At 65.3% G+C, this 21,194-nt stretch carries 15 protein-coding genes; 7 read left to right on the forward strand and 8 right to left on the reverse strand.

Annotation, left to right across the window (positions count from 1 at the left end; translation table 11 throughout):
- Window position 1 precedes the first annotated feature (1 nt).
- Complete coding sequence (locus ACJ8FR_RS06090) at window positions 2–3,082, forward strand: CHAT domain-containing protein (protein WP_407827731.1); 3,081 nt, start codon at window positions 2–4, stop codon at window positions 3,080–3,082.
- A gap of 9 nt (window positions 3,083–3,091) precedes the next feature.
- Here ACJ8FR_RS06090 and ACJ8FR_RS06095 read toward each other — a convergent pair whose 3' ends face one another.
- Window positions 3,092–3,367, reverse strand: coding sequence for a hypothetical protein (locus tag ACJ8FR_RS06095; RefSeq protein WP_407827732.1), 276 nt, complete (start codon window positions 3,365–3,367; stop codon window positions 3,092–3,094).
- A 255-nt stretch (window positions 3,368–3,622) separates the two neighbouring features.
- Between ACJ8FR_RS06095 and ACJ8FR_RS06100 the strand changes: the two genes are divergently transcribed.
- Genes ACJ8FR_RS06100 through ACJ8FR_RS06110 form a run of 3 tightly spaced genes read left to right on the forward strand, consistent with a single transcriptional unit; the run spans window position 3,623 to window position 9,346 of the window.
- Entirely contained in the window at window positions 3,623–5,122 is a 1,500-nt protein-coding gene (locus ACJ8FR_RS06100) for a hypothetical protein (protein ID WP_407827733.1), read from the forward strand.
- Between the two features lie 23 nt (window positions 5,123–5,145).
- Entirely contained in the window at window positions 5,146–8,286 is a 3,141-nt protein-coding gene (locus tag ACJ8FR_RS06105) for a hypothetical protein (protein ID WP_407827734.1), read from the forward strand.
- Window positions 8,287–8,290: 4 nt separating this feature from the next.
- Window positions 8,291–9,346, forward strand: coding sequence for a PrsW family glutamic-type intramembrane protease (locus tag ACJ8FR_RS06110; RefSeq protein WP_407827735.1), 1,056 nt, complete (start codon window positions 8,291–8,293; stop codon window positions 9,344–9,346).
- A gap of 16 nt (window positions 9,347–9,362) precedes the next feature.
- Here the strand turns inward: ACJ8FR_RS06110 and ACJ8FR_RS06115 are convergent, their stop codons facing one another.
- A complete protein-coding gene (locus ACJ8FR_RS06115; RefSeq protein WP_407827736.1) occupies window positions 9,363–9,779 on the reverse strand; it encodes a hypothetical protein in 417 nt (138 codons plus the stop codon).
- A 211-nt stretch (window positions 9,780–9,990) separates the two neighbouring features.
- Here ACJ8FR_RS06115 and ACJ8FR_RS06120 point away from each other — a divergent pair, with 211 nt between their 5' ends.
- A complete protein-coding gene (locus tag ACJ8FR_RS06120) occupies window positions 9,991–10,416 on the forward strand; it encodes a PilZ domain-containing protein (RefSeq protein ID WP_407827737.1) in 426 nt (141 codons plus the stop codon).
- 4 nt (window positions 10,417–10,420) lie between these two features.
- On the opposite strand, the gene ACJ8FR_RS06125 is transcribed toward ACJ8FR_RS06120, so the two are convergent.
- The gene (locus tag ACJ8FR_RS06125; RefSeq protein ID WP_407827738.1) at window positions 10,421–11,461 is read right to left on the reverse strand and encodes a glycoside hydrolase family 43 protein; all 1,041 of its coding nucleotides are present in this window, start codon (window positions 11,459–11,461) and stop codon (window positions 10,421–10,423) included.
- A 76-nt stretch (window positions 11,462–11,537) separates the two neighbouring features.
- Here ACJ8FR_RS06125 and ACJ8FR_RS06130 point away from each other — a divergent pair, with 76 nt between their 5' ends.
- Together ACJ8FR_RS06130 and ACJ8FR_RS06135 are read left to right on the forward strand one after the other, a co-directional pair.
- The gene (locus ACJ8FR_RS06130; protein ID WP_407827739.1) at window positions 11,538–12,935 is read left to right on the forward strand and encodes a glycoside hydrolase family 43 protein; all 1,398 of its coding nucleotides are present in this window, start codon (window positions 11,538–11,540) and stop codon (window positions 12,933–12,935) included.
- Between the two features lie 24 nt (window positions 12,936–12,959).
- Complete coding sequence (locus tag ACJ8FR_RS06135; protein WP_407827740.1) at window positions 12,960–13,979, forward strand: glycoside hydrolase family 43 protein; 1,020 nt, start codon at window positions 12,960–12,962, stop codon at window positions 13,977–13,979.
- 80 nt (window positions 13,980–14,059) lie between these two features.
- Here the strand turns inward: ACJ8FR_RS06135 and ACJ8FR_RS06140 are convergent, their stop codons facing one another.
- The 5 genes from ACJ8FR_RS06140 to ACJ8FR_RS06160 form a co-directional block, all read right to left on the reverse strand.
- Window positions 14,060–16,951 carry a TonB-dependent receptor gene (locus ACJ8FR_RS06140; protein ID WP_407827741.1) on the reverse strand — a complete coding sequence of 964 codons (2,892 nt, stop codon included), beginning with the start codon at window positions 16,949–16,951 and terminating at the stop codon, window positions 14,060–14,062.
- A 120-nt stretch (window positions 16,952–17,071) separates the two neighbouring features.
- Window positions 17,072–18,379 (reverse strand): extracellular solute-binding protein, encoded by a 1,308-nt coding sequence (locus tag ACJ8FR_RS06145; RefSeq protein WP_407827742.1) that lies wholly within the window; start codon window positions 18,377–18,379, stop codon window positions 17,072–17,074.
- Window positions 18,376–19,212 (reverse strand): carbohydrate ABC transporter permease, encoded by an 837-nt coding sequence (locus ACJ8FR_RS06150; protein WP_407827743.1) that lies wholly within the window; start codon window positions 19,210–19,212, stop codon window positions 18,376–18,378. Before ACJ8FR_RS06150 ends, ACJ8FR_RS06145 begins: the two co-directional genes overlap by 4 nt.
- Entirely contained in the window at window positions 19,202–20,077 is an 876-nt protein-coding gene (locus ACJ8FR_RS06155; RefSeq protein ID WP_407827744.1) for a carbohydrate ABC transporter permease, read from the reverse strand. The genes ACJ8FR_RS06150 and ACJ8FR_RS06155 overlap by 11 nt, the downstream gene beginning before the upstream one ends.
- Complete coding sequence (locus ACJ8FR_RS06160; RefSeq protein WP_407827745.1) at window positions 20,074–21,159, reverse strand: ABC transporter ATP-binding protein; 1,086 nt, start codon at window positions 21,157–21,159, stop codon at window positions 20,074–20,076. Before ACJ8FR_RS06160 ends, ACJ8FR_RS06155 begins: the two co-directional genes overlap by 4 nt.
- Window positions 21,160–21,194: the final 35 nt, after the last annotated feature.

The raw sequence follows: 21,194 nt of genomic DNA on the forward strand, positions 1-21,194 counted from the left end.
GATGAGTAGGGCAGTCATCGCGATTACAGCAGCGCTCGCCGGCCTTGCCGCGGCCGCATCTTCGTGGGCGGCGACGCCGTTGAGCGTCCGCGACAGCTGGCGCATCGGCAGTTCGGGCACCAGCTTCTGTTCCGCCCAGAGCTTGACCGTCGACAAGGCCCTGACCGGCATGTTCGACTCCGGTTATTCGATCACCTGCCGCGATGCGGCATTGGCGGTCGGCAAGCTGTACAAGATCAAGGACGCCCGCAGCGCGGAAGCCCGCCTCGCCGCCGACCGCGCCGAGCGCGCGATCTGCGAACCCGCGCACCGCAGCAACGTCGCCGGGATCGGAGCGGTCGACGTCATCGAGTGCAAGTTGAAAGACGCGGATGTCCTTTACCGTGGTTACGAGCTACGCCGCGGCGGATTGATCTACGCCGCCGAAGGCCTCAGCGGCTATGACAGCGCGCTCTTCCTCGGCCTCAGGAGCCTCCTCGCCGATCAGCCGGTCAAGGGGGAGATCTCGATCGCCACGACCGGGCTTGGCGACCCCGCGGCCTTCGCCCGGGTGCAGGCGGGGACGCTCGCCCCCGACAAGGCGCTGGAGGAAGCTTATCGCCGCAACAATGCCGGCAGCTATGCCGAAGCCGCCGAATTCTTCGCGGCGGCAAGCGTCGGCTCAGCCGATTCTGCGCTGAGCCGCTCGGAAGCGCTCGTCAACGAAGCGCTGCAGAAGTCGAACCTCGGCCGCTATTCCGAAGCCGACGCCTTGTTCTCCAGGGCCGCTGAAGTGGTCGGATCGGACCCGATCGTCGCCCGGCGCCTGCGCAACTATCGGGCGATCCACGATCTCAACCAGGGCAACTCCAAGGCCGCTCTCGCCGAGCTCGACAAACCGTTGCCCAAGGGAGTCATCGCAATTCAGAACGCCGCCGCCGGCAAGCTCGAGATCGATTCCGGCCTCGCCCAGCGGCTCAACGCGGATTCCAAGATGGGACAACAGCTCAGCGCGCAAAGCGACGAGCTTCTGCCCGATGAAAAAGCCGCGATTCTGGACGGGCAGGCGATGCAGCTGCGCGGTACCGCGCTGCGCCTGACCGGTGACCGCGAAGGCGCGCGTGAGGCGCTCCGCCGCGCCGACGGCGAGCTGCTCGCGGTGCGCGGCGGCAAGGTCGCCTCGATCCTGTGGATGCGTGCGCAAATCTTCGGCGACCTCGGCGCGATCGCCGAGGATTCAGGCGCCCAGGCCGAGGCCCAGCGCCTCTATGCCCAGGCCGTCGAACTGCTCGAAACCAATTACCCTGGCTCCGCGGTGCTCCTGAACGCCAAGGCGCGGCTCGCCGGCTACCTCGCCCGCCGCGGGCAACTGGTCGTCGCCAAATCGATGTTCGCCGACATCGTCCATTCGCAACCCGACACCAGCAATCTCCCGCCCAGTTTCGCCAACGTCCTTCGGCCCTATGTCGACCTCTTGCTCAAGACCCCCGACGATCCCGCGGCCCTGGCAGAAACCTTTGCCGCCACCCAGCTGATGATCCGTCCAGGCCTCGCGCAGACCCAGGCGGTGCTCGCGCGCGAGCTGAGCGGCGGGACGGATGAGGCTTCGCGCCTGTTCCGCCAGTCGGTGACGCTGACCCGCCAGGTCGAGCGCGCACGGATCGAGCTCGCCCGCCTGCAGGACCTCGCCAAGCCGAGCCCGCAGGAGATCGTCCGCAGCCGCGTTCTCCACGCGACGTTGGATTCATCGCAGAAGGAGCAGCTGACGACGCAGGCTGCGCTTGCCGACTTTCCGCGCTTCCGCGCGGTCTCCAGCGACACCATCGCCCTTGCCGACCTGCAGAAAATTCTCAGGCCCGGCGAAGCTTATTACCGGATGACGGTGGCGGGCGAGAATGTCTACGCGATGCTCGTCACACCCGACAGAGCGCGGGCCGCGAAGCTGGCGGTCAGCGCAAGGCAGCTCGACGAGCAGGTGTCGGCATTGCGCGACACCATCTCGGCGGTTGAGAACGGCAAGCGCATCACCTATCCGTTCGATGTCGCTTTGTCGCACCAGCTCTATGGCGAGCTGTTCGGTCCGTTTGCGGCGTCGATCATCCCGGTCACGCACTTGATCTTCGAGCCTGACGGGGCCCTTCTCCGGCTGCCGCCCAATCTCCTGGTCATGGACCAGGCATCGGTCGACATCTACCAGCAGCGCGCCAAAACCGGCGAAGACGCCGCCTACGACTTCCGTGGAATCGCGTGGCTCGGCCGTGATCGCGACATCAGCACCGCCGTTAGCCCGCGTTCCTTCGCCCAGCTCCGCATCGCCCCGCCATCGGCCGGCCGAAAGGCATATCTGGGACTCGGCGAGAACACGCCGCCTTCAGCCACCGCCGAAGGGATCGTGCCGGCGGCCGCGGACCGGGATTGCATCCTGCCCTTGTCGTCCTGGGCGCACCCGATCTCTGCAACCGAGCTCGAAACGGCGGGGGCGATCATCCGTAAGTTCGATCCGAACGGAGTCGAGATCGTCACTCGCGACCAGTTCACCGACACGGGTCTCGCCGCGCGCACGGATCTGGCCCAGTACCGCATCCTGCATTTCGCGACCCACGGCGTCGTCACGGCGCGGGCCGCCAAGTGCGCCGCCCAGCCGGCCTTGCTCACCAGCTTCGGCGGCAGCGGATCGGACGGCCTTTTGACCTTCAGGGATATCTTCGACCTGCACCTCGATGCCGACCTGGTGATCCTCTCGGCGTGCGACACCGCCGGCAAGGCGAGCGCCGCCGCGACGCAGCAAGCGGGTCTCGGTACGGGCGGCGACGTCGCCCTCGACGGGCTGGTCCGCGCGTTTGTCGGCGCCGGCGCCCGCCTGGTGGTTGCCAGCCACTGGCCGGTGCCCGACGATTTCAACGCGACCCAGCGGCTGATCACCGGCCTGTTTTCCGCTCCGCCTGGAACGCCGACGGTGAGGGCACTGAGGCTTTCGCAGCGCGAGCTCATGGACGACGTCAACACGTCGCATCCGTTCTACTGGTCGGCATTCGCGGCGGTCGGCGACGGCGAGATGCCGGTCATCCGCGCCCACAAGGCGAATATCGCGCAGGCGCAGTGACCGGCGCGCTTATTGGTCCTGTTGAGCGTCGTCCGGCTGCGAGTCGCCGCAGCGGCAGGTGGTAACGCGCGCAATCCGGCGCTTGGCGGGATCGGCGGGCCGCTGCGCCTCCGCCGTCGACGGCGCCCGCACTTCGCTGGCCGAGGCAAGAACTACCGGAGCCGCCACAGTATGCGCGGGCGCCGGAGGGCGGCTGTCGGTTTTCGCCGGCTGAGCGGCGCTAGCCGCGGTCACGACGGCGGCCGCGGCAATCGCGGCGAGCGGGGCGCGAGGAATCCTTGTCATCACGCCGTTGAGCCTACCGAAACGTCGTTAGCGGAAGCTTTGGCTAAATGGTTAAGAGCATTGGAAGATTTGCCCGCTGCCTTTTCGGCGGCGAGAAAAAGTGCTGATATATCAATCAACTGCGGTATCTCTGCCGCTTTGTCGGCGCCCCGACTTTGATTGACTTTCCGTTAACGAACCGCCACAAAGCCCGATCTTGACTCGGTCAAGGGGGCAATCATGGCAACGGCACTTTCCACATCGCACAATCGTAGAATGATTCTGACCAGCGCGGCGGTCGTCGCCGTCGGGCTGGGAGCCTATGGGCTTGGGCGCGTCTATCCGCCGGCCGGGCCAAGCGCGGGTACGGTCGCTCCAGCGCAGCGCTATGTTTCGAGCCAGATCGGCGAGGCCGATGTGACGCTCGGCGACACCGCCGTTCCTCAGTTGATGCAGACCGACGCGTTCGAGCTGTTCGTCCACGATCCGAGTTTCCGCGCGCTCGCCGCAAGCCCGGGCTTCAAGGCGCTAGCGAACCAGCCGCAGGTCATGGCCGCGCTTCTATCTGATCCGGCCGCCTTTGCGGGCCTCGCTGGTCATCCCGCAGCCTTCGCCGGTCTCGTCCAGGCCGCGCAAAGCGCGTCTTCGCTCGGCGCCAAGTCGCACCAGGCCAGCGCCGAGTTGCTCAGCGCGGTCGCCGGCCACCCGTCGGCGATGGAGGCGCTCGCGTCGCATCCCGAGGCGCTATCCGCGATCATGTCGGACGCCAGCGCGTTCGGACGGTTCGCGAACAATGCCAAGGCGTTCAGCGACGCGGCGTCCAATTCGTCCGCATTGCAGCAGCTCGCGAGCGATAAAGCGGCGATGAGCGCGCTGCTTGCGGATCCGCAGGTGTTCGCCGCGCTCGCCGCCAATGCCGGATCGTTCAAGGGCCTTGCCGGCAATCCTAGCGCGCTGTCCGCGGCCGTCAAAAGCGCCGCGAGCGCCGCGCGTCAGTTCGAAGCGGCCGGAATATCCAACGCGTCGCTTGCGGTGCTCGCGAACAATGGCGCGGCATTCGGAATTCTCGCCGGGCAATCCAAGGCGCTGAACGCAATCGCGGGGCATTGGAGCGCCTTCGCGGCCCTCTCCGGCCATCCCGCGGCGCTGCAGGCCATCATGTCCGAGGGCTCGGCGTTCAGCAAATATGCGAACGACGCGAATTCCTTCATGCTCGAAGCATCGAAAGGCGCGGCCGGCAGTCCGATGTCGCACAACGCGCAGGCGTTCCAGCAGCTCGCCAGCGACAAGGCGGCGATGAGCGCACTTCAGGCTGACCCGCAAGTTTTCGCGGCGATCGGCAACAATGCTTCGGCGTTCGGCGGGCTCGCCGGCAATGCGAGCAAGTTCAACCCGCAGCTGATCGCCGCAATCGGCAGCAACGCCTCGGCCTTCCAGAACCTCGCGAACAACGCCAACCAGCTGAGCTCGGCGGGCCATGCGCTGCTGTCGCTCGACGCACACTCGCTCGTTGCGTCCGCTGCGGCGTCGGGAATCCTGAACGCCGGTGGCGCCAAAGCGGCGCTCGGCAACCCGCAGGCCTTCGCTGCAATGTCGGCCAATCCCTCGGCCTTCGCCGGGATCAGCCAGAATGCGGCGGCACTCGCCACGCTCGCGGCGAACCAGAAGGCCTTTGCTGCGCTGTCGGCCCAGCCGAACCTTGCGGCGCTGCTCGCCAATCCTAGCTTCTCCGCGGCGCTCAACCAGGCTGGCGTCTCGCAGTCGCACGCCGACTGACGCAGCAGTCAGGCGCCGCGTACATGGCGAAGGGGGGTTTTGACGCGCGAACGCTCGCGCATGCTGCACTGGCGCTAGGGCTTTGCGCGTTCGCCTCACCTGCGGCCGCTCAAACGCCAGCCAAGCAGCCGCCGCTTCCTCCGCCCACCGACACGACGACCATCGTCGAGAAGCCCGACGCCGTGCCGCCGCAGCCCACCGGCACGCCGCCATCGGAACCGGTCACGCCGGTGCCGACCAGTCCCAATGCACCGCCACCCAAGAGTCCGGAGCACGTGCCCCAGGATGTCTCGGGCTTTCATCTGTCGAAGCTCGAAACCAAGGACCTCACGCTCCTCTATCTCGACCCGCTTCAGACCTACCTCACGCCCTATATCGGCCGGGCGTTCGAAAACTCGCTCGCCTTCCATGAGAGGAACCTCAACTGGAAGCCGTGGGAGCCGGTCACCATCCTGCTCAAGGACTTCGCCGACTACGGCAACGCCGCGGCACTCGGCAGCCCGAGCAACATGGTCCTGCTGGACGTCGCGCCCTTGTCGCTGTCGATGGAGACCTTCTCGCCGGGCGAGCGCTTCTACACTTTGATGAACCACGAGCTGACGCACGTCGCGACCATCGACGTGTGGAACCGCCGCGACGCCTTCTGGCGCCACTTCCTGGGCGGGAAGCCGGTGCCGCTGCAGAAGCACCCGGAATCGATCCTCTACAATTTCCTGACCAGTCCGCGGAACCTGACTCCGCGCTGGTACATGGAAGGAAGCGCCGTCTTCCACGAAACCTGGATGGCGGGCGGGCTCGGCCGCGCGCAGGGCGCGTATGACGAGATGGTGTTCCGCGCCAAGGTGCACGACCATCTGCGCCTGTTCTCGCCGCTAGGCCTCGAAAGCGAAGGCACCCAGATCGACTTCCAGGTCGGCGCCAATTCCTATCTCTACGGCACGCGCTTCTTTTCCTACCTCGCGCTGACCTACGGCGTCGAGAAGACGATGGATTGGCTCCGCCGCTCCGAGGATTCCAAGGCATTTTACTCGAGCCAGTTCCGGCACGTGTTCGGCAGGCCGCTCGATTCCGTGTGGTCCGACTGGATCGCGTTCGAGCACAAGTTCCAGGAAGAGAATCTCGCGCGCCTCGCCCAATATCCGTTGAGCGAGCCGCGCCATCTCTCCCCGCGCGGGCTGGGCTCGATGTCGCGCGGGTTCATCGACGAGAAGACGGGCAGCCTGGTCGCCGCGTTCCGCTACCCGGGCCGGATCGGCTTCATCGGCCGGATGGATCTTGCGACGGGCAAGCTCACGCACCTCGCCGATCTGAACGGCATGATGCTGTATAAGGTAACCAGCGTCGCCTTCGACCCGGCCAGCCGCACCGCGTTCTACACCGACGAGAATTACGCCTTCCGCGACTTGAACGCGATTGACGTCGACAGCGGCAAGAAGCGTCGCCTGCTGACCGACGCCCGGATCGGCGACCTCGCCTTCGACCGCGCCGACAACAGCCTATGGGGCATCCGCCACCAGAACGGCTTCGTCACCTTGGTCCGGATCCCGGCGCCCTACACCAGCTTCAACCAGGTCAAGACGTTCCGCTATGGCGAAGTCATTTTCGACCTCGACGTGTCGCCCGACGGTGAGCTCATCTCAGCGTCCTACGGCACGCTCGACGGCAAGCAATCGGTCCGGGTGTGGAAGCGCACTGACCTCCTGGCCGGCGATTCGGACGATCCTGTCGCGACATTGTCGCTGCCGCCGTCGGTGCCGGAGAATTTCACCTTCACCCCCGACGGCAAGGCGTTGCTCGGCAATTCCTACTACACTGGCGTGTCGAACGTCTTCCGGTTGGATATCGCAAGCGGCAAATATGACGTGCTGACCAATGCCGCGACCGGCGTGTTTCGTCCGCAGCTGCGGCCCGACGGCTCGCTGTTCGTCTACGATTACACGGGCGAGGGCTTCAACCCGTCGATCGTCCAGCCGCAGGTGCGCGACGATCTCGGCACCATCCGCTTCCTCGGCACCGAGGTCGTCAATGCGCGCCCGGAGCTCAAGCAGTGGGGCGTCGGCTCGCCGGCGAAGATCCCACTCGACCAGCTGATCACCGCGCGCGGCATGTACGATCCGTTCAAGCGCATGCGCTTCGACGCCCATTATCCGATCATTTCGGGTTACGCGCGCTCACCGGCGCTCGGTTATTATTTCCACCTCGCCGACCCGCTCCAGTTCCGGCAGTTCAGCGCCAGCCTTGCTCTCTCCCCGTTCAACAAGGTCCGCGGCGGCGAGCGGCTGCACGCCAATCTCGAATATCAGACGCCCAACTGGAAGCTGACCTACTGGCACAATCTGGCCGACGTCTACGACCTCGCCGGACCGGTGCTGCGCAGCCGCAAGGGCGACGCGTTCATCGCGAACTACACGCGGCCACTGCTCTACGACCCGCCCCGCCAGCTCGACCTGTTCGGCTCCGCGTCCGCCTATTTCGGGCTCAAGGAGCTGCCCGGCGCCCAGAACATCGCCAGCCCGAGCGAGATCCAGTCAGCGGACATCGGCCTCAAATATACCAACACCGCAAAGGCGCTCGGCGGCGTCGACCATGAAAAGGGTATCGAGGCGCGTATCGTCGCCGCGGGCGACCGCGCCAACGGCGACCTCTTTCCCAAGCTCTACGGCGGAGTGAACCTCGGCACCGCATTGCCCTGGGCGAACAGCTCGGCGTGGCTCTACGCCCACGCCGGGATGAGCGGCGGCCGCCGCTTCAGCCCGCTCGCCGCTTATTATTTCGGCGCGTTCCAGAACAATTACGTCGATGACCGGCCGGAGAAGCGATACCGCGAGATGGAGAGCTTCCCCGGCTTCGACATCGACGAGATCGCCGCGCGGCGCTTCGCCCGTATCACCGGCGAGGTGAATCTGCCGCCGATCCGCTTCGCCGAAGTTGGAACCCCGGCCCTGTACCTCGGCTACATCCGCCCGGCGCTGTTTGCCGGCGCAATGGCGACCGAGGCGCCGAACGGGACCGGCCATCATTATGCTGATCTCGGCGCCCAGCTCGACCTCAACTTCACAGTCGCCCTGCGCCTGCCTATGGTCCTTTCAGTGGGGACCGCCGCCGGCTGGGCCGACGGCCATTATCGCAGGACCGAATGGCTCGTCTCATTGAAGATCATGTAGCACAATGCCGACCCTGCTGATCGAGGCCGCGCATTGGGGCCTCGCGCTAATCCCCGTCCTCGTCCTGCTCGCGGTCTTCGACTGGCTCGACGCGTTCAAGCTGACCAGCTTTAAGGAAATCTTCGTCCTGCTGGTCCTGGGAGGGGTTGCGGCGATGCTCTCGTGGCCGGTTAGCGGACGGCTGCTCGACACATTGCCGATCGGCTTTTCGACCTACAGCCGCTTCGTCGCCCCGTGGATCGAAGAGGCGATTAAGGGCGCGATCATCGTCGCGCTCTTCCGCATGAACCGCATCGGCTACAAGCTCGACGCGGTGATCGCCGGCTTCGCCATCGGCGCCGGTTTCTCGGTGGTCGAGAACATCATCTATCTGGTGCGCTTCCCCGACTATGGCGCCGGCACCTGGCTCGTGCGCGGCTTCGGCACCGCGGTGATGCACGGCGCGACCCTCGCGATCCTTGCCGCAACGACGCACGAGTTCGCCGAGCGCGAAATCCGAGAGCCGGCGACCGAGTTCGACTTCCACTTTTGGTGGTTCCTGCCCGGCTATTTCGCCGCGGTGGCGCTGCACATGGCCTTCAACCAGTTCCCCGACCGGCCGCTTGTCGCCATGCTGGGCGCGATCATCGTCGCCCCGCTTGTGCTGATCGGCATCTTCCACTTCGGCACGCACGAGGCGCAGCGCTGGCTCGTCGCCGAATCCGCCGAGCATCGCGCTGCGCTCGAGGCGTTGCGCGCCGGCCGCTGGCCCGACGGAGCTGCCGGCCAGAAGATCGCCGCGCTTGCCGGACGGCTCGATGCCGAGGCGGCAAAGCGCGTTCGCCGCTACTGGGAGCTCCAAAGCTGGCTGGTTGCCGAGGCCGAAGAGGTCATGATCGAGGAGGCCGATGGCGACGCCAGCTTCAACTCCGCTGAAATCCGCGCCGCCTTCGCCGAGATCGACGGCCTGAGGCGCGCGCTCGGCCGCAGCACCTATGCGGCGCTGCGGGCGCTGCTTCCGTTCAGCCGCAACGATCAATGGGAGGTGTCCGAGCTCAAGCAACGGCTCAACCGCCGCTGAGCAATCGCCCTCCCGGCTAGGTCAATTCGCCGTATTGGACCTTTCGGCCAACGACGAAACGGGACCACAAATATGCGCCGAGCAGTGCGCCGAGTATCAGCGATAGGCCGGCGCTGGCCTCAAACCAGATCGGGCCGTCGACCAGGCCGCGTGAGTAGAGATAAGCAGTTTCCGCTACGATCAGCGCGCACATTGGCACCAAGTGGAGATAGGGCCGAGTCCCGGCGATTGCGGCGACCGCAAATCCCGCCACGATCGCCGCCAGCGGCGTCAGCAGCCCCGCACCGAACAACGTCGCCGCCTTGTCCGAATAGGTGACATGGTGGAAGATCCGTTCCTGGACGAACCAGGTGCCGGCATAGAGCAGCACCTCGCCGACAATGATTGCGAGCGAACTTCGCACCGCCTGAAGGGCTATCTTACTGCTGGACATCGGATGATCCCTCTTAAAGCCCCTTATCCCATCATTAGCTGCGATAATGAACATCCGCCTGGCCAACGGCAGACAAAAACGATTGCTTCAACGAATATCGGGCCCGTCCGCCGCCTCGCCGAACTCCGGCAACGGCTCAACCGCCGCTGAGCGTAACGATTACCCTTTTTTAACCACTCGCGCCGGACTGCTGTGGCAGGAGGCGCGTTTCATGCCGATGGTTGCGTATTTCGAAGAACGTCCGCCCGCGGCGGACCGCCGGCGCTCGGTGCGCCGCGCGCTCCGGCTTGGCGCGGGCGTTGGCGGTGAACCGGTCACCATCCACGATCTCTCGCTGACCGGCGCCCTCCTCGAAACGTCGGTGCCGATGCTGGTCGGCGCGACCTTCGAGGTCGAGCTTCCGCAGGCCGGCACCGTCGAGGCGAATGTCGTCTGGAACGGCGGCGAGTTTTACGGCTGCCAGTTCGCGCTGCCGATTTCGCCCGCCGCGCTGAGCGCCGCATTGCTGCAAGCCGACGTCCAGCCTCCGGCCGGGGCCGGCCACGACCCGATTGTCGAACTCAAGCAGCTCAACGCCGAGGTCGAGCGCCTCGCGTGGAAGATGGACAATGCGCTGCGGCGCCTGACCAAGAAATAGGTGCTCAGGGGGTCGGCCCCTTCCGCCGACCGGCCGACGGGCCGTCGATCCTCGGCCACCCGCTGTGCCACGCGATCGGATCGATGAGCAGGATACGGCGCGTGTTAATCTCGTCGCCGGGGTTCTCGCGCGGGCGCCCCGCATCGACGGCGTGATAGACGATCCAGTCCCGGCCGGCGCGATCGGCGATGATGCTGTTGTGACCCGGCGCGATCCACTTCCCGCGCTTTTCGAGGATGATGCTGTGCGCCTTGCCGGTCGCTTGCTCGAGCATTTCGAACGGCCCCGTCGCGCTCTTCGATCGGGCGACCATCACCGCGTAGTTCGCCTTCGGCCCGCAGCAATTGTCGCCCGAGTAGAAGAGATAGTACCAGCCGCTATGGCGGAGCATCCAGCTGCCCTCGACGAGCACCGGGAAGGCATCCTTGACCGGGTTGGGCGACACCAGTGGCTTGGCGGCGCTGCCCGGGGCGAAGGCCGTCCAGTCGGCGGAGAGCTCACGAACCTTGATCGGCTGGAACCCCGAACCCCAATAGAGCCAATGCTTGCCCGTCGCCGGATCGGCGAAGGCCATCGGGTCGATGTTGACGAAGCCCTCACCGCACTCGAGCGGCTGGCCGACATCGCGGAACGGGCCGCGCGGCAATTGCGCGACCGCAACCGCAAGGCACAGCCCGTGCCGCTCGTCGGAGGTGTCCGGCTTGGCCGAAAAATAGAGGACATAGCGGCGGCCGTCGCGAACGACATGCGGCGCCCAGAAATCCTGCGTCTTGCTCGCCCAGGCCGGCTTGGCCGGCAAAGCATCTCCGAGCCATCGCCAATGGACCAGGTCGCGCGACTGGGCGAGCTGGATGTTGACCCATTGCCCGGCGCGCTTCGTCTGGGTCGCATAGGCGTAATATGTGCCGTCGGGCGCGCGAAGGACCATCGGGTCGGGGAAATCCGCGTCGAGCACGGGATTGGCGTAGCTGACCCCATGACGCGCGGACGCTGGCGCGCCGGCAAGCATCAGCGCCAGGGCTGCAGCGAGTGCTTTCCACGTCATTTCTGAAAGCCTAATCGCGTGGCCCGGCTTCGGGAAGGGTTCCCGCAATGCCCGCGCGAAACTATCGCGCGCCGACATGATCAAAAGCGACTCGCCGACCTTCACCGTCGACGCCCGGGACGAGGGCAATGGCGTCCGCATCGACGTGACCGGCCCTGGCGGCCAGTCCGCCAGCTATGTGCTCGAGGGCCGGGAGGCGCAGCATTATTTCGAATTCTTTCGCGACCTGCACCGCGACTTCGGGACGCGGCTGCCTCATTTCTTCGTCGACCGGGCCAGCTTCGCCGAGACCCCGTCGCAATGGCAGCCGCTTCTGACCGACAATGTCTCGCCCAAGATTCTCGCCGGCTACGGCGACCCCAACGTGCTCAAGACCGACGACGGCTATTATCTTCTCGCGACGTCGAATGACGCGCCCGACGCTTTCCCGATCCTCCACTCGCAGGACCTGATCCACTGGCAGCACAAGAGCTTTGTCTTCCCCGAAGGCCAGGAGCCGCGCTGGACGGCCAAGGGCCGCCATGTCGCCGACTTCTGGGCACCCGAGATGGCCAAAGTGGGCGATGAATATTGGGTCGCCTACACCGCGCGCCGGCTGAACAACGCGCTCGCGATCGGCCTCGCTCGCTCCCACAATCCGCTCGGCCCGTTCGTGGACAACGGTCAGCCGCTGGTGACCGGCAAGGAGGTCAACACGACCGGCGCGCCGAACGGAGCGTTCAGCGGCGGAGTCATCGACAGCCATATCTTCAGCGACGCCGACGGCAGCAATTATCTGTTCTGGAAGGACGACAGCAACGGCATCTGGCCCCGGCCTCTGGCGATGCTCCTGCGCGAGCGGCCGGAGTTGATCGACCGCTCGTTCCATAGCGAGGAAGACAAGCGCAGCGCCGCCTTCGCCGCGGCCATCGTCCCATTCGCCAATTCGCGCCGGCCGATGGAGCGTTTTTACCTCATGAACGGGATGATCGAGGCCGCGCTCGCCAACTGGCCGGCCCTCAAGAACGCGCTGGTCAGCTATGGCCTCGCCGCCGAAATCCTCGAAGCGATGGTGACGCCGGTGCGGGCGCAGCGCATCGCCGACGACGGGCGCTCGCTTGTCGGCGAGTCCCACATCGTCCTCACCAACGACCTCGACTGGGAAGGGCATTTGATCGAAGGCCCGTTCTGCACACGCCAGGAGGGGCGCTACTGGCTGTTTTACGCCGGCAACGACTTTGGAACGCCGGCCTATGGTATCGGCGTCGCCGTCGCCGACCATGTGTTCGGCCCTTATCGCAAACAGGGCGAGCCGCTGTTGAAATCGACGAGGAGCTGGACGGCGCCGGGCCACGCCTCGGTCGCCCCCGGACTCGACGGCGAGCCGCAGCTATTCTTTCACGCCTTTCATCCCGGCGAGGGCGGATACAATGCGTTCCGCGCGTTGTTGACGGCTAAGCTGCGGTTCAGCGCGGACAGGGTGGAATTGGCCTGAGGTCAGGTGAGCGGAGGACCAGCAATGCGTTTGATCCGGAGTTCGATGTTTCTCGCGGCATTCGCAATCGCCGCGGCGGCCTCCGCCGAACCCTCGTTCGTGCCCGTCCTCAAGACCAATTTCCCCGACGCCTTCGTGCTGTCGCACGGCGCGGAGTTCATCGCTTACTCGACCAATGACAACGCCAATGTTCCGGTGGCCATGTCGCGCAACCTCACCGACTGGACGGTGCTCACCGACCCCGCTGACCCGAAGCGTAAATATGATGCTCTGCCGCGGCTTGGCAGCTGGGCGAAGACCGGCTTCACCTGGGCGCCCGAAGTGCTCGATCTCAACGGCAAATACCTGCTCTACTACACGGCGAGCGCGCGGCGCGAGAACATGCAGTGCGTCGGCGTCGCGGTCGCGGCCGATCCCAAGGGGCCGTTCGTCGACGCGGCCGCCGCCCCGATCGTCTGCCAGACCAAGCTCGGCGGCACGATCGACGCCAGCCCCTTCCGCGACACCGACGGCAGCCTCTATCTCTACTTCAAGAACGACGGGAACCGCGTCCATGCGCGCACGTCTTTGTGGGGCCAGCGCCTCGCGCCCGGCGGCATGGCGGTCGTCGGTGAGCCGCAAGAGCTGCTTCGTGACGATCAACGCTGGGAGGACCGCGTCGTCGAAGCGCCGACGATGGTTCGTGCGCCGAGCGGCTATGCCCTGTTCTACTCCGGCGGCTTCTTCGGCTGGAACCCGGAGGAGGGCGGCCTATCGCCCTACGCGATGGGCTATGCCAACTGCACGTCGCCGCTCGGGCCGTGCAAGCCCTCACCCGCCAACCCGCTTCTGCACAGCTTCAAGGAGGTCGAGGCTGGCTGCCTCAGCGGGCCCGGACACCAAAGCATCTTCAGTGCCGGCGGCCATCTGTTCTTGAGCTTCCATGCCTGGGCCGCGACCTCGGCTTGCCGGAAGGCACCCGACGACGCCCGCTATCTCTACATCGCGCCCTTGTTCTGGAAGAACGGCCAGCCGACGCTGGGGCCGAGTTTGCGCCCGGACTGAGCGGAAGCCGGTGCAGCCAAATGAAAGGCGGCGGATCGCTCCGCCGCCCTCTCATTCGCATTGGACGCCTGCCGAGGCCGCTAGTCCCCGCGCTCGGGCGCCACTGGTGGCGGCGGTGGCGGAGGAGCCGGTGGAGGAGCCTCGACCACGGGCGGCGGCGGTGGCGGCGGTGGTAGGACCGGAGCGGCGACGCGTGCGGCATGGCTCGCAAGGCCAAACTTGAAGCGGACGCCGAGCGAAAGGGTGCTCTCATCGTAGCGCAGGTACCGGACATATTCCGCGCGGGGAGCTCCCGCCCGGGCCGAGCTGAAGGTCTGCCGAAACGTCTTGCGAGTAATGTTGGTCCAGTCGCCGAACAGGCTCCAATCGTCGTTGACGTTGTAAGTGAGCGACAGGTCGAGCCGGCCCGCGGGATGCGCCGTTTCGAGGTAGAGATCATCACCACGATATTGGCGCGAAGCGGCAAAACTCGAGCGACCGTTGTAGCTTAGGCGCGCCGACAGGCCGTAACGCTCGTACATGGCAACCAGGTTATAATTCCATTTGGAAACACCGTTGAACTGATCGGTGATTGGGAAGTAGCTGAGGTTCGGAATGCCGTTCGTGGACGTGCCGTTGAACTGCTGCGTCTTGGCCTTGATGTAGGTCAAGTTGGCCTGAACACCGAACCCGCGCGCCCAATCCGGCAGCCCATCAAAGTCGAAGAAGGTTTGGCCCTGGAACTCTATTCCGCTGATTTGCCCCTTGCCGGTGTTGACCGGGCCGGTCACCTGAACGACCCCGTGCGTCGCGTCGGTAAAGCGGAAGGTGTTCGTCTGGATGAAGCCGTCCACGCTGTGGTGGAAACCGGTGATCGAGAAGAAGCTGGTGTGACCGAGGTAATATTCGAATGCGGCGTCGTAATTCCACGATGTGAATGGCCTGAGCAACGGATTCCCGCCGGACGCGAACCACGGATTATTGTCCGTTCCGAGATTGCCCGACGGTGGTGCAGCGAAGGTGATCGAGGGCACGAGATCGGAGAAGTTCGGTCTCGTCTCGGTCTTCGAAACCGAGGCGCGCAATTGGATCTCGGGGGTCACGCGCGCACGGATGCTGGCGTTGGGCAGCGCGATCGTATGTTTGCTTCCTTGGTCGATCGCGGGAACGCCTGTCGGTATCGGCCCGGCAACCCTCGTATTCACTCGCAGCCACCGCACGCCGATCTGGCCGTCGATGTTGCCGCTGCCGAGGTTGGCCTGTGCATAGCCAGCCAGCGTGTGCTCACGTCCCGTCCAAAGTAGCGCGTCGGGGACGGCTGCCGTACTCGTGTAGAGCCGGCAACCGTTGTTCGGATCCGTCACGAGGATCGCCGTGCAATGACTGATGACGAATTGCCGCAGCGCATCCACATTGTCGCGAATGCTGCTGTAGGTCGGCGCCGCCCAATTGAACGTACCGTTGGATTCACTGACGCCATCGAAAACCGCAAAATTGACCGGCAGTGTGGACGCATTGAGCCCCAGCGGGAGCATGTATGAATAGCGGTTCGCATAGTTGCGCCGGGCGTTATGCGTCGTCCACCGGAGGCCAACCTGGATGTTGTTCAGCCACGACGTATCGAAATCATATTCCCCATCCGCGCGGGCCTGCCAGTCCTGTCCGGCCGATCTCTGATTCTCTTCGAACAAGCCCTGGTAGGTCTGGGCGGAGGGATCCGTGAAGTTGATGCCGGTGACAGTGAATGACGGCTTCTCGAGATCGAAGTTGACCGTCCGCGCCCCGGGCCAGATTCGGTCGATCGACTCGGTCGACCCGCGGAAGGTCGACCTCGTGCGCGCAAGATCGAGATTAAGCTTCATACGGTCCTGATGGAACCGCATGCCGCCCGCGTACTGGAAGGTGTCGGTGCGGTTGAGCGTGCCGCCCTGGAACGAGAACAGGTTCCCGCCTGGGTTGATCACCGTGCCGCTGCTGACCAGGTTCGAACTGCCGCGGAAGGTCAGGTTCGTATAGGATTGGCCGCCGTACAGGGGCTCTTCCAGGAAATGGTCGTCGATTTGGTTGCGGAAACCCTGCCACAATCCTTCAAGATAGAATTCCAGCTCGTCGTTCGGCCGCCACTGCGCAGCCGCGTTGACGGACGGCCGTTCGCGCCGGCCCGAGCGGTAAAACAGTCGCTGTATGTCTGGCAGGCGGACGCGCTGTCCGTTGATAGTCGGGTCGGCGATGAAATCAGTGTTGGAGATTTCGGCGTCGAGATACTTCATCTGTTCGAGCGAGCCGTTGATCAGCAGTCCGAACTCGCCGATTGAGGTCATCCAGCGCTTCGTCGCGAGAAAGTTGAAGTTCGGTGTCACACGGCGGCCCTGGCGCGTGTACAGGCCCCAAACCGAACCGGCGATCTGGCCTTCCTTGAAGTCGAACGGCTGGCGTGAGCGGACGTTGACCAGTCCCGCGAGCCCTGGCTCGACAAGGTCCGCAGACGACGTCTTGTAGACCTCAAGAGCGGCGATGTTCGACGACGGGAAATCTTGCAGCGCCACCACGCGCGTTTCGGCGGTGAAAATCTCCCGCCCGTTATACGTCGTAGTGAAGTTCGGTAGCCCGCGAACCAGCACATTTTGTGCTTCGCCGCCCTGCCGATAGACCTGAATCCCAGGGATGCGGGCAGCCGTCTCGGCGGTGTTCAGATCGGGCAATTTGCCGATATCTTCCGCGACGACGGAGTCGACAATCTGCTGCGAGTTGCGCCGAATGTTCTGCGCTGATTGCAGTGAGCGTCTCAAACCCGTGACGATAATTGTCTGATCAGCCGCGGCGGCGTTTGTCGCGGCATTGGTCTGGGGGGAAACGGTCGGCTCGGTACCGGCAGTGGTCGCGGGACTGTTGACTACCGGCGGGGGAGCGCCTGTCTGCGCCAACGCAGGCGAAGGCGTGCCAGCGAGGACGAGCGCCGAAGTCGAAACGAGCAGGATCGAAACACGCCGCATGATGAGCCCCCTCCAGCGACAAAGGTCCGTGTAAACTACTGCTTACGTTGCTTTTGTAGAACTCGCCATCACCCACTTACAAGAAGCAAAACTGCAACACTGATTCAGGTTAACTTCGCCTCATTCCACCTGCCCGAGCATGTCGTTGACGCGCCGCTCGGCGTCGGCGAGCGCGCGCTCGATGGGCTTTTGCCCGGTGAACGCGGCGGCGGCTTCCTCGCCGACGATTCCCTCGATTGCGTTCTGGCGCTGGACGTAGCTCGGCAGCGGCCGGCCGATGTCGGCGAGCGGCGCGATGTCGGCGCGATGCGGGAGCGCCAGGAAGCGCGGATCCGCCAGCACCGATTTGTAGGCCGGGATATGGCCGGTGCGCGCCCAATCGTAATTGTGCGCCGCCATGAACTTGAAGAAACGGGCGATCGCCGCGCGCTGCTCGGGACTGCGCTTGTGCGTCGGGACCACCCAGCTGTGGCCGCTCACATACTCGACCCACCGTCCCCAAAGATGCGGGTACGGGAACACCGCGTAGTTGTTGTAGAGCGGCCGCCCCGGCGTCGTCGCTTCCTGCTGGAACGACCCGATCATCCACGTGCCGGTCGGATAGATTCCCCCTTCGCCGTTGATGAACGCGGCGATTGCCGCCGGCGTGTCCATGTTCTGCGTGCCGAGATGCTCGGCGTTGATCCGCCGGAAATAGTTGGCGACCTCGACCCCTGCCTGAGTGTTCAAGCGGATGTGGTGCGCATCGGGAAACAGTACGGCCCCTTGCGCCATCATGTAGGTGTAGAGGTTGCGCGCGGCGAACGCCGGGTCCCCAACGTTGCTCTGGATGAGATAGGGCTTGCCCGTGCGCTGCTCGAACTGCCGTCCTTGCGCGATCAGTTCATCCGCCGAGTTCGGGAGCACCGGCTTTCCGCCGCGCATCAGCCCCGCCTTTGCGAACAATGCGGTGTTGACGTGGAACAGCCCGCCGTGCGTGTCCCACGGCAGCCCATAAGCGTGACCGTTGATGGTCACCCCGGCCCGGCTGGCGTCGGTGAAATCGCCCGCGTCGACGCCGGCCGTTTTCAGATAGCCGTCGACCGGCTCGAGCAGCCCCTTCATCGCATAATCGCTGATCACGCCTTCGTGCATCGTCACCAGGTCGGGCGGGTCGCGCGCCGCGACCTGCGCCGTCAGCTGCGGGTAGCCGGGCCAGGCGACGACATTGACGTCGACGTGGACGTCGGGGTTCTCGGCGTTGAAGCGGTTGACCAAGGTCGTGATGATCCCGCACTCGCCTTCGGCCTTGGCGATGTCGGTGCTGCCGCCATATTGCGCGCCGCACTCGCCGAAAAACCGCTGCAGATAGAGGTGGGTCTTGTGGTCGCTCTTCGCGCAACTCCCCAGCGCGAGGAGCGCGGCAATCGCTCGAGCCGCGCGCTTCATCGCACCGCCGCGCCCGCCATCGCCCGGACGATCTGCTTCTGGAAGATGATGTAGACGATGAAGATCGGCACCGACGCGAACACCGCCTGCGCCATCAGGTAACCGAGCCCGCTGGTCTGCGCATAATTCATCTGCGCGGCCGCGAGCCCGACCGTCAGCGTGTACATGTTGCTGCGCGTCGCGCTGATCAGCGGCCACCAATAATCGTTCCACGCGCCAAGGAAGGTGAACACCGCGAGCGTCGATTGCGCGGGCAAGGTCAGCGGCACGATGATCTTCCAGAAGATCGTCCAGCGCGACGCCCCGTCGAGCATCGCCGCCTCGTCGAGTTCCTGCGGGATGCCGCGCATGTACGTGGTCATGAAGAACACGCCGAACGGCGCGACGAGCCCGGGCAGGATCAGGCCGGGATAGGAGTTGTGCAGGTGCAGCCAGGCGAACAATTGGTGCTGGGGCAGGATCACCGCCTGGCTCGGCACCGCAAGCCCGAGCAGGACGATCACGAACAATGTCCGCCGCAGCGGAAATTCCAGGCGCGCGAACGCGTAACCGGCAAGGCTGGCGAGAATCAGCACCCCGGCAGTCTGTCCGACCGCGACGATCGTGCTGTTGAGCAGCCAGCGCAGCGTCAGGCTGTTGCCGAAGATCGCGCCATAGTTCTCGAACGTGTACGGCGGGTGCAGCGCGGCGCCGCTGTGGCCGACGAGATCGGCATTGTGCTTGAGCGACAACAGCAGCGTCCACAGCAGCGGCGCGACCATGAGCAGCGCGGCCAGGCCAAGCCCCGACCAGGCGAGCGGCGTCAGCCGTCCCTGCCCCGCCTTAGCGGCCATGGCCGGATTCGCTCCGCGCGGTCGCCCAATATTGCGTGAGCGTCACCGCAAGAATGATCAGGAACAGGATTTCCGCCGCCGCGCTCGCGTAGCCGAGTTCCCAGCGGCCGAACGCGGTCTCGAACAGGAACAGCACCGCGGTTCGCGATGCGCCGCTCGGGCCGCCGGCGGTGAGCAATTGCGACTGGCCGAACAGCTGCAATTGGGCGGCCGTCTGCAGCATAACGACCAGGATCAACGTTCGCCGAAGCGCGGGTAAAGTGATCCGCCAGAACGTCGTCCAGCGACTCGCATTGTCGAGCGCGGCCGCCTCGTACATGTCTTCCGGGATCTGCTGCAGCCCGGCCAGAAACAGCAGCATCGGAAACCCCATCGACCACCAGATGGTGGTGATCGCCAGCGCCGGCAGGACGAGGTGCGGATCGCTGAGGAACGGCAACGGCGCCCGTCCCGCGGCTTTCCACGCCTCCCCGAGCAGCCCGGCGTCGGGCGCGAGAACGAAGCGCCAGATCAAGGTCACGATCGTCACCGACAGCACCGCCGAGGAAAAGAAGATGCCGCGGACGATCGCCGCGCCCTTGCCGGCGCGGTTGAGCGCCAGCGCGAGCAGCAACGCGATTACCGTCAGCACCGGAACGATCATCAGCGTCACTTCGAACGTGTTGACCAGCGACGCGCCGAACACCGGATCACGCAAAAGCTGCGCATAATTGCCGAAGCCGACGAAATGGCCGGCGCCGAACAGGTCGACCTGGTTGAGGCTGAGCCACAGCCCGCGCAGCAGCGGGAACACGAGGATGAGCGAATAGAGCGCGAGGAAGGGCGCGACGAACAGCAGACCCCGCCAGTCGCGCTGCGCGGTCATGCCGCCGCCTGGTGATAGCCCGTGCCGTCGGCGCCAAACAGGTGCGCCGCCGCGCCGTCGATCGCCAGCGTCACTTCATCCCCCAGGCCGAGCCTGCTGTGGGCGGCGTCTTCGGCGGTGACCGGCTGTCCGTCTGGAAGGCGCGCATAGACCAGGGTGCGCTCGCCCAGCCGCTCGACCAGCTCGACCCTTGCGGCTGTCGTGGCGGGGGCATCGGCAACGCGCACCGATTCCGGCCGCAAGCCCAGGCGAAGCTCGCCGGCCGGCAGCGCCTTGCGCGGAACATTCGTTTGCACGATCGCGCCATCGCCGAGCTTGACCCGCGCGAAACCCTCGCCGTCGACCAGCTCGACGCGGGCAAGCGTCATCGCGGGCGATCCGACGAACTGTGCGACGAACACATTGGCCGGACGGCTGTAGATCTCCATCGGCGCGCCGACCTGTTGGATGCGCCGGTCGTTCATCACGATGATCCGGTCGGCAAGCGTCATCGCTTCCGCCTGGTCGTGGGTGACCATGATCACTGCCGCGTCGACCTTCTGCTTCAATTGCGCGAGCTCGACCCGCGTGCGCAGGCGCAATGCCGCATCGAGGTTGGACAAAGGCTCATCGAGCAGGAACAGCTTGGGCTGCTTGACCAGCGCGCGGCCGATGGCGACGCGCTGCCGCTGCCCGCCCGACATTTCCGCCGGCTTGCGGTCGAGCAGCGGCGATATTTCGAGCACGTCCGCCGCATCGTTCACGCGACGATCGATCTCGTCGCGGGCGACCTTCGCGTTCCTCAGACCGAACGCCATGTTTTCGCGCGTGCTCATGTGCGGGTAGAGCGCGTAGTGCTGGAACACCATTGCGATGTCGCGCTGTCCCGGCGGCAAATTGTCGATCCGGCGGCCTTCGAGCCAGACTTCGCCGGCGTCGGCCGTCTCCAGGCCGGCAATGATCCGCAGCAGCGTCGACTTGCCCGAGCCGGAGGGGCCGAGGAAGGCGATGAACTCGCGTTGCTCGAGGGTCAGGCTGACGTCGTCGAGGATCGGTGTCGCCCCGAATGCCTTGCGGACACCCTTCAACTCGAGACTAGCCAAGCCACTCTCCTCGACCAGCGCGGCAATCTACAAGT

The organism is Sphingomonas sp. (genome assembly GCF_045810705.1).
Classification (GTDB): Bacteria; Pseudomonadota; Alphaproteobacteria; order Sphingomonadales; family Sphingomonadaceae; genus Sphingomicrobium.

What these genes read in the sequence shown, in the direction of transcription:
- ACJ8FR_RS06090 (WP_407827731.1), top strand. Translation starts at nt 2, where the DNA reads ATGAGTAGGGCAGTCATCGCGATTACAGCAGCGCTCGCCGGCCTTGCC.
- ACJ8FR_RS06095 (WP_407827732.1), bottom strand. Translation starts at nt 3,367, where the DNA reads ATGACAAGGATTCCTCGCGCCCCGCTCGCCGCGATTGCCGCGGCCGCC.
- ACJ8FR_RS06100 (WP_407827733.1), top strand. Translation starts at nt 3,623, where the DNA reads ATGATTCTGACCAGCGCGGCGGTCGTCGCCGTCGGGCTGGGAGCCTAT.
- ACJ8FR_RS06105 (WP_407827734.1), top strand. Translation starts at nt 5,146, where the DNA reads ATGGCGAAGGGGGGTTTTGACGCGCGAACGCTCGCGCATGCTGCACTG.
- ACJ8FR_RS06110 (WP_407827735.1), top strand. Translation starts at nt 8,291, where the DNA reads ATGCCGACCCTGCTGATCGAGGCCGCGCATTGGGGCCTCGCGCTAATC.
- ACJ8FR_RS06115 (WP_407827736.1), bottom strand. Translation starts at nt 9,779, where the DNA reads ATGTCCAGCAGTAAGATAGCCCTTCAGGCGGTGCGAAGTTCGCTCGCA.
- ACJ8FR_RS06120 (WP_407827737.1), top strand. Translation starts at nt 9,991, where the DNA reads ATGCCGATGGTTGCGTATTTCGAAGAACGTCCGCCCGCGGCGGACCGC.
- ACJ8FR_RS06125 (WP_407827738.1), bottom strand. Translation starts at nt 11,461, where the DNA reads ATGACGTGGAAAGCACTCGCTGCAGCCCTGGCGCTGATGCTTGCCGGC.
- ACJ8FR_RS06130 (WP_407827739.1), top strand. Translation starts at nt 11,538, where the DNA reads ATGATCAAAAGCGACTCGCCGACCTTCACCGTCGACGCCCGGGACGAG.
- ACJ8FR_RS06135 (WP_407827740.1), top strand. Translation starts at nt 12,960, where the DNA reads ATGCGTTTGATCCGGAGTTCGATGTTTCTCGCGGCATTCGCAATCGCC.
- ACJ8FR_RS06140 (WP_407827741.1), bottom strand. Translation starts at nt 16,951, where the DNA reads ATGCGGCGTGTTTCGATCCTGCTCGTTTCGACTTCGGCGCTCGTCCTC.
- ACJ8FR_RS06145 (WP_407827742.1), bottom strand. Translation starts at nt 18,379, where the DNA reads ATGAAGCGCGCGGCTCGAGCGATTGCCGCGCTCCTCGCGCTGGGGAGT.
- ACJ8FR_RS06150 (WP_407827743.1), bottom strand. Translation starts at nt 19,212, where the DNA reads ATGGCCGCTAAGGCGGGGCAGGGACGGCTGACGCCGCTCGCCTGGTCG.
- ACJ8FR_RS06155 (WP_407827744.1), bottom strand. Translation starts at nt 20,077, where the DNA reads ATGACCGCGCAGCGCGACTGGCGGGGTCTGCTGTTCGTCGCGCCCTTC.